This window comes from Variovorax sp. 01N429 (assembly GCF_056399425.1).
This window is the reverse complement of the sequence record NZ_JBFTRG010000004.1, coordinates 145,450-159,334: the sequence shown is the minus strand read 5'-3', so window position 1 is coordinate 159,334 and position 13,885 is coordinate 145,450. Positions and strand designations below refer to the sequence as shown.

The 13,885-nt window shown below is 64.0% G+C and carries 14 protein-coding genes; 5 read left to right on the top strand and 9 right to left on the bottom strand.

Annotated features, from left to right (window positions below; all coding sequences use genetic code 11):
* Window positions 1-7: 7 nt before the first annotated feature.
* The 5 genes from AC1DSF_RS09020 to AC1DSF_RS09000 form a co-directional block, all read right to left on the bottom strand.
* Complete coding sequence (locus AC1DSF_RS09020; protein WP_478182694.1) at window positions 8-2,065, bottom strand: bifunctional metallophosphatase/5'-nucleotidase; 2,058 nt, start codon at window positions 2,063-2,065, stop codon at window positions 8-10.
* A gap of 266 nt (window positions 2,066-2,331) precedes the next feature.
* Complete coding sequence (locus AC1DSF_RS09015) at window positions 2,332-2,490, bottom strand: hypothetical protein (RefSeq protein WP_478124404.1); 159 nt, start codon at window positions 2,488-2,490, stop codon at window positions 2,332-2,334.
* Window positions 2,491-2,771: 281 nt separating this feature from the next.
* Complete coding sequence (locus AC1DSF_RS09010) at window positions 2,772-3,113, bottom strand: hypothetical protein (RefSeq protein ID WP_478143714.1); 342 nt, start codon at window positions 3,111-3,113, stop codon at window positions 2,772-2,774.
* Window positions 3,114-3,303: 190 nt separating this feature from the next.
* The gene (locus AC1DSF_RS09005) at window positions 3,304-4,515 is read right to left on the bottom strand and encodes a glycosyltransferase (protein ID WP_478124402.1); all 1,212 of its coding nucleotides are present in this window, start codon (window positions 4,513-4,515) and stop codon (window positions 3,304-3,306) included.
* Window positions 4,512-5,390 carry a UDP-2,3-diacylglucosamine diphosphatase gene (locus AC1DSF_RS09000; RefSeq protein ID WP_478143712.1) on the bottom strand — a complete coding sequence of 293 codons (879 nt, stop codon included), beginning with the start codon at window positions 5,388-5,390 and terminating at the stop codon, window positions 4,512-4,514. The genes AC1DSF_RS09005 and AC1DSF_RS09000 overlap by 4 nt, the downstream gene beginning before the upstream one ends.
* 320 nt (window positions 5,391-5,710) lie before the next feature.
* Here AC1DSF_RS09000 and AC1DSF_RS08995 point away from each other — a divergent pair, with 320 nt between their 5' ends.
* Together AC1DSF_RS08995 and AC1DSF_RS08990 are read left to right on the top strand one after the other, a co-directional pair.
* Entirely contained in the window at window positions 5,711-6,352 is a 642-nt protein-coding gene (locus tag AC1DSF_RS08995; protein ID WP_478182693.1) for a type 1 glutamine amidotransferase domain-containing protein, read from the top strand.
* The gene (locus tag AC1DSF_RS08990; protein WP_478182692.1) at window positions 6,327-7,226 is read left to right on the top strand and encodes a dienelactone hydrolase family protein; all 900 of its coding nucleotides are present in this window, start codon (window positions 6,327-6,329) and stop codon (window positions 7,224-7,226) included. Before AC1DSF_RS08995 ends, AC1DSF_RS08990 begins: the two co-directional genes overlap by 26 nt.
* A 19-nt stretch (window positions 7,227-7,245) precedes the next feature.
* On the opposite strand, the gene AC1DSF_RS08985 is transcribed toward AC1DSF_RS08990, so the two are convergent.
* From AC1DSF_RS08985 to AC1DSF_RS08975, 3 genes are all read right to left on the bottom strand, one after another.
* Window positions 7,246-8,025, bottom strand: a complete 780-nt coding sequence (locus AC1DSF_RS08985; protein WP_478182691.1) for an adenylate/guanylate cyclase domain-containing protein — start codon at window positions 8,023-8,025, stop codon at window positions 7,246-7,248.
* Entirely contained in the window at window positions 8,025-9,110 is a 1,086-nt protein-coding gene (locus AC1DSF_RS08980; protein WP_478182690.1) for a carboxymuconolactone decarboxylase family protein, read from the bottom strand. The genes AC1DSF_RS08985 and AC1DSF_RS08980 overlap by 1 nt, the downstream gene beginning before the upstream one ends.
* 217 nt (window positions 9,111-9,327) lie before the next feature.
* On the bottom strand, window positions 9,328-9,837 hold the full coding sequence (locus AC1DSF_RS08975) for a PH domain-containing protein (RefSeq protein WP_478182689.1): 510 nt from the start codon (window positions 9,835-9,837) through the stop codon (window positions 9,328-9,330).
* A gap of 525 nt (window positions 9,838-10,362) precedes the next feature.
* On the opposite strand from AC1DSF_RS08975, the gene AC1DSF_RS08970 reads away from it, so the two are divergent.
* Window positions 10,363-11,283 carry a protein NO VEIN domain-containing protein gene (locus AC1DSF_RS08970; protein ID WP_478182688.1) on the top strand — a complete coding sequence of 307 codons (921 nt, stop codon included), beginning with the start codon at window positions 10,363-10,365 and terminating at the stop codon, window positions 11,281-11,283.
* On the opposite strand, the gene AC1DSF_RS08965 is transcribed toward AC1DSF_RS08970, so the two are convergent.
* A complete protein-coding gene (locus AC1DSF_RS08965; protein WP_478182687.1) occupies window positions 11,229-12,269 on the bottom strand; it encodes an SDR family oxidoreductase in 1,041 nt (346 codons plus the stop codon). The genes AC1DSF_RS08970 and AC1DSF_RS08965 overlap by 55 nt on opposite strands.
* A gap of 95 nt (window positions 12,270-12,364) precedes the next feature.
* Here AC1DSF_RS08965 and AC1DSF_RS08960 point away from each other — a divergent pair, with 95 nt between their 5' ends.
* Both AC1DSF_RS08960 and AC1DSF_RS08955 read left to right on the top strand, forming a co-directional pair.
* Window positions 12,365-13,288 carry a LysR family transcriptional regulator gene (locus AC1DSF_RS08960; RefSeq protein ID WP_478124389.1) on the top strand — a complete coding sequence of 308 codons (924 nt, stop codon included), beginning with the start codon at window positions 12,365-12,367 and terminating at the stop codon, window positions 13,286-13,288.
* A gap of 131 nt (window positions 13,289-13,419) precedes the next feature.
* A complete protein-coding gene (locus AC1DSF_RS08955) occupies window positions 13,420-13,830 on the top strand; it encodes a hypothetical protein (RefSeq protein ID WP_478182686.1) in 411 nt (136 codons plus the stop codon).
* Window positions 13,831-13,885 lie beyond the last annotated feature (55 nt).

The following is a 13,885-nucleotide window of genomic DNA, read 5'->3' as shown; positions in this document are numbered from 1 at the left end:
ATCGCCGTCAGGGGAGCTGCGTGATCCTCGGAATCGCCAGTGCGGGCAGCGTCGGGTCGTAAGCGGGCCTGGGCGCCTTGTAGCCGCCGTTCAAGTAGGCCGTCAGCGCATCGATGTCCTGGGCACCGCCGAGCGAGTTGGTGCCGCCAAGCAGAACCGTGAAGCCGTCGCCGCCGGTGGCCATGAAGTTGTTGACGGTGACGCGATAGGTCTTGGCCGGGTTCTGGACGACGCCATTGACCACGATATTGTCTGGCGCACCGGTCGCAATGGGCGGCGTCACGGTCACGTCGGTGGGCGTCAGCACCAGGTTCACGATCTTGGAGCAGGCCGGCGCGCCGGCGCTCCAGGAGTACTTCAGACCGTTCGACACCTGCATCACACGCTGTGCAGTCTGTCCCATGCAGCCAGTGAATTGCTGCTCCAGCAGATCCTTGATCTGCTGCCCCGTCAGCGTCATGGTCACCAGGCTGTTCCCGAAGGGCTGCACGGTGAAGCCATTGCCATAGGTCACGTCGTACGGGTAGGTCCCGGCCGCATTCACGAAGCCCGGGCTGCGCACGCCGCCGGCATTCATGAACGCGACGACCGCGCCACCGAGCGATACCGGTTGCGTAGCCTGCAGCTGCGCGTCGGCGATCAGGCTCCCTGCGGGCATCTCACCGGCCGCATTCGCGGTATTCGGCAGGGCCGACGTGATCGTGCTGATGACCTGGTTGGACAGCGGCGACACGAGCGTGTTGTATCCGTCGACGATGTTCCGGACGCTCGGGTCACTCGCAATAGCATTGTTGATGGCGGGGTCGGTGCGGTCGACCAGGCGGTTCGTGGCCGACACCGCCAGCACTTTGTGGGTACGCGGGTGCAGGGTCAGGTCGATGTCTGTCAGCACACGACCGAAGGCGCTCGCGCTCGTGACGGGGACCAGGCGGCCTGCACGGTTGGGCAGCCCCGTCGGCCGCGGCATGCTGACCGGCGCGCCGGTGACGCCCTTCACCTCGACCGTGTTGGCGGAGCAGTTGTAGGCGGCATGCGTGTGGCCGCTGATGACCAGGTCGACCTCGTTGCCGAGACCCTTCACGATCCTGGCGATGTCGGAATCGGTACCGTCGGCGTTCTTCAGGTTGCCATCACAGCCGTTGATGTCCCCGACGTTGGGGCTGGTCTGGAAGCCTCCCTGGTGGACGAGCACCACGATCGCATCGACGCCCTGTGCGCGCAGCCGCGGGATCAGGGCATTGACGGTCTGCGCCTCATCGCGAAACTCGAGACCGGCGACGCCGGTCGGCGTCACGATGCTCGGCGTGCCCTTCAGCGTCATCCCGATAAAGGCGATCTTCGCGCCCTGGAAGGTCTTGATGCCATAGGCGGGAAACGGCGTGCGCCCGGTCGCCGTCTCGATGACGTTGGCCGACAGCCACTTGAAGCGAGCACCGTCAAACGTACCCGGCGCATTCGAGCCCAGTCCCTTGCAGCTGTTCGGATCGGGCATGCCACCGGTCGTCTTGCACCCGCCCGATTGCAGCCGCCGGAGTTCGACCGAACCCTTGTCGAACTCGTGATTGCCGACGGCGTTGAACTCGACGCCGATCCTGTTGAGCGTCTCGACTGCGGGCTCGTCGAAGAACAGAGCCGAGATCAGGGGCGACGCACCGATGAAGTCGCCCGCCCCCACCACCACGTTGTTGACGTTCTGCGCCTTCATCCGCGCAACGTATGCGGCGAGGTATTCGGCTCCGCCGACCGCTGGGCGCTCGGCTGCCGGCACCAGCGTGTTCACGCCGAAGGTGCCGGGTGTCTGCAGGTTGCCGTGGTAGTCATTGAACCCGATGATCTTGACCTTGATCGGCTCGGGCGGCCGACCGTGGTGGTCGTTGTCTCGGTCATGGTCGTGATCACGATCGCCTCCGCGATCACGCTCATTGTCGCGGCCCCCGTCCCGGTCGGCACTATAGGAATTGCGGGATCTCGCATCGGGCTGCGCGTGAGCCGTGGTGATCGTCAGTGCCAAACATGGCGCCATTAACGACAGGGCGCAGACCAGCGAGAAGCGAAGTTTCGACATGGGGTTCCCTCCGGGCCTTTGGATCGCAAACTATCGAGTCCAAAGGTGACCGTGTGGTGACGGCACGGTGAAACCGAGCGCCATCGTCCCGATGTTGCGAGGACATCGACGCATTCAACTCGCGATGAAGATCCTCGAAGAGTGGCGCATCGACCGGTACTACGCGGGAAAGGCGAAGTTCTTCGACCCGTCCCATCAGGTCAGGCAGATGTCATTGTCTTAGAGAGCAACAGAGGGGCTTGATCGTTTGATCGTTTGATCGAGCATCACCCCAGCGCCGGCATCACTTGAACCCGATCGTCTTGCCGGACCCGTCCTTGATCTCGCTCCAGGCCGAGACGGCCGCCGAAGAGTCGCGGGCTAGCGGGCCCGAGCAGCCACGCGACCGCGGTGACCGCAAGAATCTTCGAAATCGGTGTGTTCATGATGGTTTGCCTTCGATGGCCTGGAGCGCTACCCCATTGCGGCGCCATGCGTCAAAGGCTAGCGGCCACCTGTGGCTCTGCGATGAACAAGCATCAAAGCCCAAGCCTGCCGTGGGGTCGGTCACCAAACCTCCACACGGGACCCTTTCTGCGCTGCAGATCTTGGACTTCGAAGCATGGCGCAACGCAGAACTTATCCGGACGCCTCTGCCTCCGACGAGCCCAGTGCGCGATCTGGACTATCTGGATCAGCGATCGAAGGTTGACGTTTTATTGCGAAGTCAGGTGGGGCTTCCGAGGCGCAGCCGGCTCGGGAACTGACGATCGAATTCGTGTGGCGTGATGTCCGCGAGATGCTCACAGGCGGCATTTGGAAGCGCCACGCTGATTTCCTCGTGCCAGAGCACAAGACCGAAGAGTCGACGGACCAGCATGCGCTCCTCTCGTGGCATTGGAAACTCCGACACATGGTCAGGCACGCGCTGCATTGAAACGCGTCGCCTCACCTCGATCATGAACACGCCCGTACGCTTCGCTCGGATACGCACGGCGCTTGCCATTCGGAACTGGAGTTGGAGTTCCCAACCCGCCAGCAACAGAAGGATGAGCAATGCGGCCAGCATGAGGCTTCGTGCGTAAATGGTTCTTGGAAAAAGAAAAATCGAGGACCTTGAGCGAAGACTAGGCTTCGGTGCGTCTTGGCGCAATACATCGAAAGCGCTGACTCGGCAACTGGTTCACGAATATCGAGGTTCTATCGCTTGCGAGCAACTCTGTCTGGCGGTGGCGCAAGGGCGATCAATGCCAAGGGGCTTAACCAAGAACTTCCTTCAGTGGTGGCAGAGCTACTCCGTGCTGCCCTCGCACCGCCCTTCCCGCCTCGAACATGATGCGCTCCAGGATGCAAGGCACTTCGAAGATTGCGCGATTCTGCATCCGCCGAGTCGCCTCTCGATAGCCATCCAGCCCGGCCATCAGGCATTCGACCGCCTTGTCGATCTGCGTAAAGCTGCTGCACACCACTCCCAGGCCCTGCTCCCTCAGCCATTGGACGTTGTAGCGCTCCTGCGGAAGCGTTGCTCGGTTTCGCGCGACGATCACTGGCAAGTGCATCTGCACCGCCTCGCTGAGGCTTCCAGGTCCTGGCTTGCCGATGAAGAAGTCCGCAAGCTGCATGTAGCGTGCCACGTCCGGCGTGAATCCCAGCACCAATCGCGGCGCGCGTGACGGCAGCGCACGCAGGGCCTGCGCCAGCTTCGCGTTGTGCCCGCACGCAAAGATGAGCTGCATGTCCGGCAACCGCCGTGCGATCGTCAGCATGGCCTTCGAGCCTTGACCGCCGAAGAGCACGATCCCCGTCAGGCGATCGGGATCGAGCCCGCAAGCGGCTCGCTCGGCGTTGCGATCGATCCGCGGTGCGTCATGAAAGGCCGCTCGCAACAGCATGCCGGAGGTCGCGTGAATGCGCGCCTCGGCGCAGCCGGCGGCGCGGGCTTGCTGAACGGCTTTGGGGCTACCGCACACGAGATGCTGCGGCAGATCCTTCTCGATCCAGAAAGCAGGCGGATGGTCGGCAAGGTCGGTGAGGACCGTCACATACGGTACGCCCGGGAGCGTGGACCTCAGCGACTCGCACAGCGAACGGTTGAAGTTCGGGATGAGCGATACCACCATGTCCGGCTCCATGACGAGCCAATGCCGTTGCAGGATGCGGACGAGGCCTGCATGCGCAAGTCGAATCAGACCTTGCAGCAGCTTGAGTTCGTGCGAGAGCCCCAGCGTCCATCCGCGCGCGAGCCGCTTGTTGTAGATGTCCTCCGGGTCCATGCCGGTGAGCTTGCGGAAGCTGTCGCCGGGATCGAGCATCTCGCGCAGGTTGACCAGGCGCACCGTCCATGGCAGACCCGCGCGCTGAATGGCCGCCGAGAGCGCCAGCGCCGAAGCCCGATGGCCCCCGCCCGCATTGAAGTAAACGAGGTCGACCGTCCTACGCGTTCCCGATCGTGGAAGCTTGACGCCGGTCATACGCTTGCCGGCTCGGACCGGAAAGCTGGCCGTCCGGCTTGGGTCGCCACGGGCAATTGGCCGGCCCAATAGAGGATTTCAAGCGTCCCGTCAGTGTGCTCGGCGAGGGCGGTGAGGCTCTCGACCCAGTCGCCGTCGTTGGCGTACAGAATGCCGTCGATGTCCCGCAGTTCAGCGTGATGGATATGGCCGCAGACGACGCCCTGCACACCAAGGCGTCGCGCTTCGCGCGCGACCGCGGTCTCAAAATCACCGACATAACTGACCGCACGCTTCACTTTCTGCTTCAGGTACTTGGAAAGCGACCAGTACGGCAGGCCCATTCGTGCGCGCAACGAATTCAGATGACGATTGAGCCGCAGCGTGAACTCGTACAGTGAATCCCCCACATGCGCCAGCCACTTGGCGCACTGGATGACACCATCGAAAAGGTCGCCATGCATGACCCAGAGCTTGCGGCCGTCCGCTGTCTCGTGGATCCATTCGTCCGCCACGTCGATGCCGCCGAAATTGTGGTGGAGATACTTGCGCGCGAACTCGTCGTGGTTTCCCGGAATGAAGATCACGCGTGTGCCCTTGCGCGCCTTGCGCAGCAACTTCTGGACAACGTCGTTGTGCGTCTGCGGCCAGTACCAGTGACGGCGCAGTTGCCAGCCGTCGATGATGTCGCCGACCAGGAAGAGGGTCTCGCAATCAGTGTGCTTGAGAAAGTCGAGCAGTGCAGTCGCCTGGCAGCCCGGGGTTCCGAGGTGCAGGTCCGAGATCCACAGCGTGCGAAAACGCTGGAGAGGCCGCGTCGCATCCCCCTCGTCCGGATCAATCAGTGGAGGAGCATTGGCGTGCCATGCACGCAAAAAAGCGTCGTCGCGTTGCATGGACACACAGCTTCGCACCCGCGAGTGACCAGGAAGTGGCACTCGCGTGACGCAGCAAAGACATGCCGCCAGATGCCGCGGACGCTCTCGGCCGCCTCGCGCTCCGCTGATCATCCGTGTCGTACGCCGTCTAGACGCTGCATGCCCCGGTCGGGATAAAGAAGATGGTGCGTCTCCTTGTCTCCCGTACGAGATCCAGCATACGCCGCGTCTGCGCGAACGCAGGGGCCCTTGAAACTTCCTACCCAGTCAGCGTCCTCGTCCCACACCGGATGCGCGCGGCGCGCTCAGATTTTCTTTTCCGTTCCAAAGGAGTGCAAATGAGCGCAACGGGCTCCTATGAGGATGCGGTCGACCTGGGAAGACGTATCGCGGTGCTCGCCGCGGACGGGTTCGAGAAGGTCGAACTGACCGTGCCCGTCACGGCCATGCGAGCAGCGGGCGCGGACGTCGACATCATCTCCCTTCGCCACGGACGCATCCGCGGGGTGAACCTTCACGAGCCGGCGAGCCGGGTGAAGGTGGACTACACACTCTCGGAAGTCGCGATAGAAGACTACGACGCCCTGTTGATCCCCGGCGGCTTCATCAACCCCGACCTCCTGCGCCAATCGGCGGAGGCGCGCGAGTTCGTGCGCAAGTTCGACGCCACCGGCAAGCCCATCGCGACCCTGTGCCACGGGCCCTGGCTGCTGGCCTCTGCCGGACTCACTCAGGGCCGGCGCATGACGTCCTGGCCGGGCGTGCGCGATGACATGGTCAACGCGGCAACTGGCTCACCAGCCGCGGACCACAGGACATGGTGCCGTTCGTGCGCGCACTGGGAACGATGGGGAGGATGGTGCCTTCGCCGAGCCCGAACAGCAACGAAGGGCCGAAGGCCGGCACGGCGTTCGGCGCTATGCTGCAAGACTCGTTTCTCCAATGCACTGCGCCATGCCCTCTCGTCTTACAGCTCGTGATTTCGACCAGGAACTGCTCATCCTCTTCGATGCCTATGTGCATGGCGATCTCGACCGGCGTTCCTTCCTGAGCCAAGCGCAGAAATTTGCCAAGGCGGGAATTGCGGCGACGACCTTGCTGGCCGCGCTGAGCCCCGACTTTGCGGCCGGACAGCAAATCAGCCCCGGCGATTCACGACTCAAGACCGAACGGGTGAGCTATCCCTCGCCCTCGGGCAGCGGCACGGTCAAGGGCTACCTCGCGCGACTGGCGGCCGCTGGTGACAAGCGCCTTCCCGCAGTGCTCGTCATTCATGAAAACCGCGGACTCAATCCGCACATCGAGGACATTGCTAGGCGGCTGGCGCTCGACGGTTTCATGGCATTTGCGCCGGATGCACTGACGCCGCTCGGCGGCTATCCCGGCGATGAAGACAAGGCGCGGGAAGCATTCGCCAAGCTGGACCAGACGCATGCGCTGAATGACTTCCTGGCCGCTGCGACGTGGCTTCGGACGCGTCCCGATGCCAGCGGCAAGCTCGGCGCGGTCGGTTTTTGCTACGGCGGCGGCATCGTCCACCAGCTCGCGGTCAGGCTGCCGGACCTCAATGCCGCTGTTCCGTTCTACGGCAATACGCCCGCGCCGTCGGAGGCCGCGAAAGTCAAGGCGCCGCTGCTCATCCAGCGCGCCGAAGTCGACGAGCGGATCAACGCCGCATGGCCAGCCTATGAAGCCGCCTTGCGTGCCGCCGGCGTGCAGTTCACAGCCTATCAGTATCCCGGCACGCAGCACGGCTTCAACAACGACACCACGCCGCGATACGACGAGGCCGCAGCCAAGCTCGCCTGGTCGCGCACGGTCGCTTTCCTGAAGACGCAGCTCGCTGGCGAATAGCCCGGAGCGCCAGAAAGCTTCACGCTTCACCCTCCACGAAATAAGTCTGGATCGGCTCCGCCTTGCCCTTGACCATCGCCGGCGGCATGGCCCGCAGGCGCACCTGGTCGTCGACGATGCGGCGGATGTCCTCGGTGACCAGCAGATCGACTTCGAACTTGCTGGTCAGCCCCTCCACCCGCGACGCGACATTGATCGGGTCGCCCGTGACGCTGAACTTCGAAAGCCCCGCAGTGCCGATCACACCGGCAACCACCTCGCCGCCGTGGATGCCGATGCCGAAGCGCAATTCAGGCAGTCCCTGCTCACGCAGGATGGCGTTGTAGCGCGCCAATTCCGCACGCATGTCCAGGGCAGCGAGCACGGCGTCCCGTGCCTGCCACGGGTTGGACTCCATGGCGCCGAACAGGGCCAGCAAGCCATCGCCCACGAATTCAGTGACGTGGCCGTGATGATGGGTGATCGCTGCCGTCATGTGCCGGAAATAGTCGTTCAGGATCTTCACCGTCACGGCGGGATCGAGCCGATCGCAAAGCGCCGTGAAGCCGCGCAGATCGGCAAACAACATCGTGACCTGACGCCGTTCGGGCGCGAAAGCGTCGCCGGCGCGGGTGAGCCGCTCGACCACGTCAGCCGGCACGAAGCGCTCGAACTGGCGCTGCAGCTGCTCCAGCTTGTCGTCGGCCGCCAGCAGCAGCTTTTCGAGCTGCTCGTTCTGCCGCCTGGCCCGCAGCACGAGCACCGCAAAGGCCGAAAGTGCGATGACGACGCCAGCCCCAAGGACCCAGGTCAGCGCCATCACTCGAGCAACATCGCCAGGCGAACGGTTCCGTTGGCCAGGGATGCCACTCCGATGGCGTCCAGCAGCGCGTCCGTGCCCAGCTGGGCGCCGAGGGCGCGCGTCTTTTTCTGAATGGACGAAGGCTCGTAATACACCGTGTCTCGCGCCCAGGCCAGCAGACCGGCTTCACGCGGCGCCAGCCGGGGGCAACGCAGCGTTGCCATGGCGGTCTCGATTTCCGTCTGGCTCAGGCCCTGCTCGCGCAGCAACCGTGTGGCCGCCGCCTCGCAATGCGGACACCCGAGCGTGCGCGCGATCACCGCGAACATCAGCGCCTTGGCATCGCGACTGAGCACGCCGGAGTCGAAGGAGCCGTCGAGCGCCGCCTTCATGACCCCGCCCGCAGGCAGACCGGCAAGCGGCGCCACCACCGCGCCGAAAGGGCCCTTGGCCAACTCGGATGGGCCCGGCACGGCATCGGCAGGCTTGGCGGGTCCGAACTTCTTCATCGCCGCCATCATGAGCGGCAGCATCCAACGGAAAGGCCCGGCCGCCATGCGTTCGAATTTTTGCTCCGGCGGGCACGCCAGCAAGGTGCTGACCCGGTTGAAGAAGCAGCCGAACGAGATCGAGAAGGCGATCTCGCCGACCTGCACCGGCGTGTAGCCAAGCGCCAGCAGCTTCGCCCGCTCGGCCGCGGCAGGCCGGGGCCTGGATCGAGCCAGGCTGCGGCAGAAGGCGATGTAGGCGCGCTCCTTTTCGTCCAGCTCGGCCGTCTGCACGTCGCGTTCGACCTTCTGGATGAAAGACTCCGAATACCCCAGCACCTTCATGTAGGCGCGGTTCGCGCCATAACAGTAGCGGCACGCGTTTTCCTGCGCCGTCACCATGCTGCCCATGCGGTACAGCCGTTCGGGCAACACCGCCGGCACATAGCTCGTCGCCTGGTAGGCCGCCTCGCGCAGCCAGGGGCTGGGCGCGACCCGCCGGTCGACCTCGAGCACCTGCGCGCCGCGGCGCTTGAGCTCGGCTTCCCACTCGGCGTCGTGCGCCGTCGGCAGCAGCGGTTCGCTCCACTGGATTTCGCTCAGCAAGACTGCCATGGGCGCGCTCCTGTCGGCTCGTGATTGGGGTCCTCGGCGATTGGCCCTGCGCTAACCAATGCGAGCGGCCTCGGTCCTTCATTTCCATCGGGGCAGGGTTCTCGCGTCTGTGACCGGGACTGTACGCGCATGACTTGCTCCGCGTCACGGGCCGCCTACGCAACCACGGAAATCGCTCGCGTGGCCAAGCCACCCAGCTCACGCCTCATCCGGGCTCCTATTGCTCATCGCTTATCGCGGCCGCTAGTGTTTTCGCGGCCGCTTGATGGTTGGAAAACTCAAGCGCGAGCCTCGGTTTGCCATCCACGGATATCAGCAGGTAGTCGCCAGCTAAACGGTCCACGAACAAGCGGCCACCGCTTCGGGACTTGAACCATCCGGAGCGAAAGCCCGGAAGTCCGACTCCGTTGACGCGTAAGCCGACCAAGTCATCTTTCGAACCCGCAACTATCGTCTGGACATTCGTGATCGTGGGCAACGGTACGCTGGTTGCATAGAAGGTCGACTTCACAGTGAGGACGGCGTCCTGAATCGTCACGCTCCGATTCAACATCGCACACCCGACCGCGCCGAACACCAGGATTCCGATGGCAAGAATTCCCCAAAATGCAAAATGGTTGGCGCTACCCGCCTGGCGCTGGAGAACCACGCCCGCAACGATCGGCCCAATGGCAAGAATCGCAAACAAGATTCCAAAGGGCTTCACACCCAGGTCTTGCAATTGCATGTAGACCTTCGCTCAGTAGAGTGCTGCTGCACGCAGCGCCATATTTTGAATGGTGGCGAGGACTTCGCGCCGGGACGCTACCGGAATCCCGCGCCGCGGATTACTCTCAATGTTCTGCCAATCGGAGATGGCACGCAACCAAAGGCCGGCAATGTCCAGCAAATAAGTAACTGCCGAATGCGCCGCTATTTAGTTCTATTCAAACATTCGCTTGTTGGGATTTGGCATTTGGTATTAGCCAATTAGAACCAACAGGGATGTTTTTGCTGCTTCCGGATAGACCCAATAGGCAAATGGTCCCCAGGAAGCACGCCTACTCCGTGTTCGAAATGCAACGACACCATTCCATGACGATTGCATAGGACTTCGGCGCTCTACTCGTTGACGCCACCGCGTTCTCAAACGCTTCCGCCGCACAAGTAGCTTGCGCGGCCGAGCAAATCAGCGAAGCGGCACGCCCGCCGTGTGGGCGATGGCTCCACGGCATACTCGAAGCGATCACAACTGTGTTGAAAACCCTTCCGTATGGACAAAGAAGTCGACCCCGCAGTACTTGCGGTCATCAATGAAAAGCGCCTGAGAGGCGAAAAGCGGACGCCCGTCGAAATCATCGCCAAAATGGGCGTCTTCGAGGCCCGCGACAAGGCATCCGACCACGCCTGGCTGGCCACGGGCGACAACGTGATCGCCACGATCTGGGCTGAATTCGTCAGTGTCGGCGTCGGCGGGCGGTGGTTCTATCTCGAGTCGCTCGACACCCATCACCGGATCGGCGGCGGCGAACGCAGCGCATTGCAGATGCAGCGCGCCAAAGACCGGCTCACCCTGCTCAAGCGCACGCTCGACGCAGGACAAGGGCTGAGGGCGGTTCTTCAGACGAACCGCGTCGCCATTCTCGACATCGAGACCGACAGGGCGGCCAGGGTCTCCACCCGGGTGCCGGACGATGAAGAGTGGCATATCGCGTCGTGGAATGCCGATCAGAAGTTCGCGGTCCTCGTTCGCGGCGAGCGGGGATGGCAACCGACGGACGAAGAGATCCAGGCGGCGCGCGCGCGCGGCAGCCTTCCCACAGTGGCCCCGGCGCCGGAGGGTTCCTCGGGCCAGGCATCGCGGGAAGAAGTCCAGACAGCGGCGTTGGACTATCTGACGCGCCATTTCGGAGGCTACGGCTACAAGGCTGAGAACGTCACGAGCCAGAAGCTCGGCTACGACATCGAGGTGTCCGACAAGAAGGGCAACACCCTGCTCAAGCTGGCCGTCAAGGGCACCGTGCCAGGCATGACCAGCTTCCAGCTGACGAGCGAAGAGCGCGCGGGCGCGAAGCGGGGCGACCCGTGGCGCCTGGTGGTGGTCACGGACGCCACGAGTCCCGCAGCGCAGCACAAGCTCTACAAGCCTTCCGAGATCGACAGCGCGCCCGGGCTCGAGCCCCTGCTCGAATAACTCGCCGGGCTGCTGGCCGGCAGGCTGCCGATGCCGACCAGCGTGGCTTCGACCGCCTGATCGAGCGGTGTGTGCGGCTCGCGGCCGAGCGCCGCGACGAGTCGCGCGTTGTCCATTCGCACGGGCGTTCGCCACAGGTAGCGCATCTCGCGCATTTCCCGGAAGGCGCTCACGAATGGCGACGCCAAGGCCAGCAGCCACCAGGGAAAGGCCGAGACGCGCGGCGCCATGCCGGTGCGCCGCATGACGACGCGCTGGATGGCGCCGCTCATCTGCGTGCCGTCCGCATCCCAGTGACCAGCCATGTGAAAGCTGGCGAAGGCATCGAGCGTACGGCGGCGTGCCAACAGTTCGACCATGGCTCGTGCCACATCGGGCAGGTATGACCATTGATGGCCGACGCCGCGCCGGCCGGGGTCGCTCACGGACTTGACCGGCTGTCCCGGCTTGACGAGGCCCTGCGAAAACCAGTTGTTGGCCGCCTTCGGCCCGAAGAAATCACCGGCGCGAACGATCAGCACGCGCGCGCCCTCCTGGCTCGCCTTGCGCAGGCGCTGTTCCATTTCGACGCGGATCGCGCCCTTGCGGGTCGACGGGCGCTGCGGCGAGTCTTCATGCAGCACCGGGAACGCATCGGGCCCGAAGTTGTAGACCGTACCCGGCAGCACGATCGTCGCGCCTTCCGCGATGGCCGCCGCGATGGTGCTGTCCAGCATCGGCAAGACCCATTCCGACCACCGGCGGTAGCCCGGCGGATTGACCGCATGCACGATGACCGCACAGCCCTTCGCGGCCCGGGCGACGTCCTGCGGATTCAGCGCATCGCCCCGCAACCATGTGAAGCCATCCTTGTGCTCCAAGGCTTGTTCGGCGCGGCGCGTGAGTGCGCGGACGTGCCAGCCCTCTTCCTTCAGTTGGCGGGCAAGCTCACCGCCAATGCCGCCGGTGGCGCCGAGAACCAGAACCGTCTTGCTGCTGCCGCTCATGGGATTCACTCCGTTTGTTGCCGATGCATGGATTCTTGGCTTCGATCCGCTCAATTGAAATTGCCGAGAACGGATGTGCCGCTATACATTTATGTATGACTCTGAAGACTCAGGAAATCGGATGGGAGCTCTATCGGTCGTTCCTTGGCGTGCTGAAGGAAGGCTCGTTGTCCGGAGCGGCGCGCGCACTCGGCATCACGCAGCCCACTGTCGGCCGACATGTTGCGGCGCTCGAGAAGGCGCTGGGCGTCGTGTTGTTCACGCGCTCCCAGCTCGGGCTGATGCCGACCGAACTGGCACTGGCGCTTCGCTCCTACGCCGAAGCGATGGAAAGCACGGCCGCCTCGCTGGCGCGCGCAGCCTCCAGCCAAGGCGAAGGGGTGCGCGGGGTGGTGCGCGTGTCAGCCAGCGACGTGGTCGGCGTGGAGGTGTTGCCGCCCATCGTTGCCCGGCTGCGTGAGCGCCACCCCGACCTGAAGGTCGAACTGGTGCTGACCAATCGGGTGCAGGATCTGCTGCGGCGAGAGGCGGACATTGCCGTTCGCATGACGCCCCCGAGGCAGGAGCAGCTCGTGGCACGTCGCGTTGCACGAATCGAACTTGGCCTGCATGCGACCAAGGAGTACCTGAGCCGCCAGGGCACGCCGCGCAATGCGCGCGACCTGGAGAACCATTCGCTCATCGGATATGACCAACCGACCGATTTCATCCGGCGCGTCGGCAAGACCCTGCCGGGCTTGCGTCGCGACGGCTTCTCGTTGCGCACGGACAGCGATCTCGCCCAGCTGGCGCTCATTCGCTGCGGCGCGGGAATCGGCTTTTGTCAGGTCCCGCTGGCCAGGCGCGACGCTTCGCTGCGGCGTGTGCTGGCGAAAGCGTACTCGCTTCATCTCGAAACCTGGGTGACGATGCACGAGGATTTACGCGGCAGCCCCCGGTGCCGCGCCACTTTCGACGCGCTGGCCGACGGCATGCAGGAATACTCGGCCGCGCCGCGCCAGGCCGGCCCAATGCCTTAGGGCCGATCCCATCCCCCTCTTCCCGCCCCCGCCCCGTACGTGTTTGCTACGTGGGCGCCCGGATTACGCAGCGGCCCGTGGCATTCCATGATCTGCAGGGCCAATAACGAGCCGACAACCCGGTGACCATCATGACCCTTCTCTCCATGACATCGCTCAAGCGCTTTGCGGCCGCTGCCCTGATCGCGCTGGCCGCGGGCTGCAGCACGAACGCGCTTACCAACGACAACCTGGCCATTGCGTCGGGTTTCAAGGTCGTGACTCCCGTGAAGCCGGACCAGCGCGCCATGCTCGCCAAACTGCCCAAGGACCAGGTCTCGCCTGTCAACTACCAGGGCAAGATGTACTACGTGATCCCCGATTCGATGAACAACCTGGTCTATGTGGGCGGCCCCGCGGAATACCAGCAGTACCAGAAGCTGCGCGTGGCCAAGCAGCTCAGCAACAACAACCTCGAGGCGGCCCAGATCAACCAGATGGACATGGATTGGGGTGGCTGGGGCGGATGGGGCGGACCGGGCTTTATCGGATTTGCGCGCTAGCATCGCAGCTTCGCGCGAGGTCGTCCGCCGGACGGGCGCGTTGCTGAAGGAGCGG

Bases quoted from the DNA above. Each gene is read 5' to 3' on its own strand.
- AC1DSF_RS09020 (WP_478182694.1), bottom strand. From the start codon at position 2,065: ATGTCGAAACTTCGCTTCTCGCTGGTCTGCGCCCTGTCGTTAATGGCG.
- AC1DSF_RS09015 (WP_478124404.1), bottom strand. From the start codon at position 2,490: ATGAACACACCGATTTCGAAGATTCTTGCGGTCACCGCGGTCGCGTGG.
- AC1DSF_RS09010 (WP_478143714.1), bottom strand. From the start codon at position 3,113: ATGCTGGCCGCATTGCTCATCCTTCTGTTGCTGGCGGGTTGGGAACTC.
- AC1DSF_RS09005 (WP_478124402.1), bottom strand. From the start codon at position 4,515: ATGACCGGCGTCAAGCTTCCACGATCGGGAACGCGTAGGACGGTCGAC.
- AC1DSF_RS09000 (WP_478143712.1), bottom strand. From the start codon at position 5,390: ATGCAACGCGACGACGCTTTTTTGCGTGCATGGCACGCCAATGCTCCT.
- AC1DSF_RS08995 (WP_478182693.1), top strand. From the start codon at position 5,711: ATGAGCGCAACGGGCTCCTATGAGGATGCGGTCGACCTGGGAAGACGT.
- AC1DSF_RS08990 (WP_478182692.1), top strand. From the start codon at position 6,327: ATGCCCTCTCGTCTTACAGCTCGTGATTTCGACCAGGAACTGCTCATC.
- AC1DSF_RS08985 (WP_478182691.1), bottom strand. From the start codon at position 8,025: ATGGCGCTGACCTGGGTCCTTGGGGCTGGCGTCGTCATCGCACTTTCG.
- AC1DSF_RS08980 (WP_478182690.1), bottom strand. From the start codon at position 9,110: ATGGCAGTCTTGCTGAGCGAAATCCAGTGGAGCGAACCGCTGCTGCCG.
- AC1DSF_RS08975 (WP_478182689.1), bottom strand. From the start codon at position 9,837: ATGCAATTGCAAGACCTGGGTGTGAAGCCCTTTGGAATCTTGTTTGCG.
- AC1DSF_RS08970 (WP_478182688.1), top strand. From the start codon at position 10,363: ATGGACAAAGAAGTCGACCCCGCAGTACTTGCGGTCATCAATGAAAAG.
- AC1DSF_RS08965 (WP_478182687.1), bottom strand. From the start codon at position 12,269: ATGAGCGGCAGCAGCAAGACGGTTCTGGTTCTCGGCGCCACCGGCGGC.
- AC1DSF_RS08960 (WP_478124389.1), top strand. From the start codon at position 12,365: ATGACTCTGAAGACTCAGGAAATCGGATGGGAGCTCTATCGGTCGTTC.
- AC1DSF_RS08955 (WP_478182686.1), top strand. From the start codon at position 13,420: ATGACCCTTCTCTCCATGACATCGCTCAAGCGCTTTGCGGCCGCTGCC.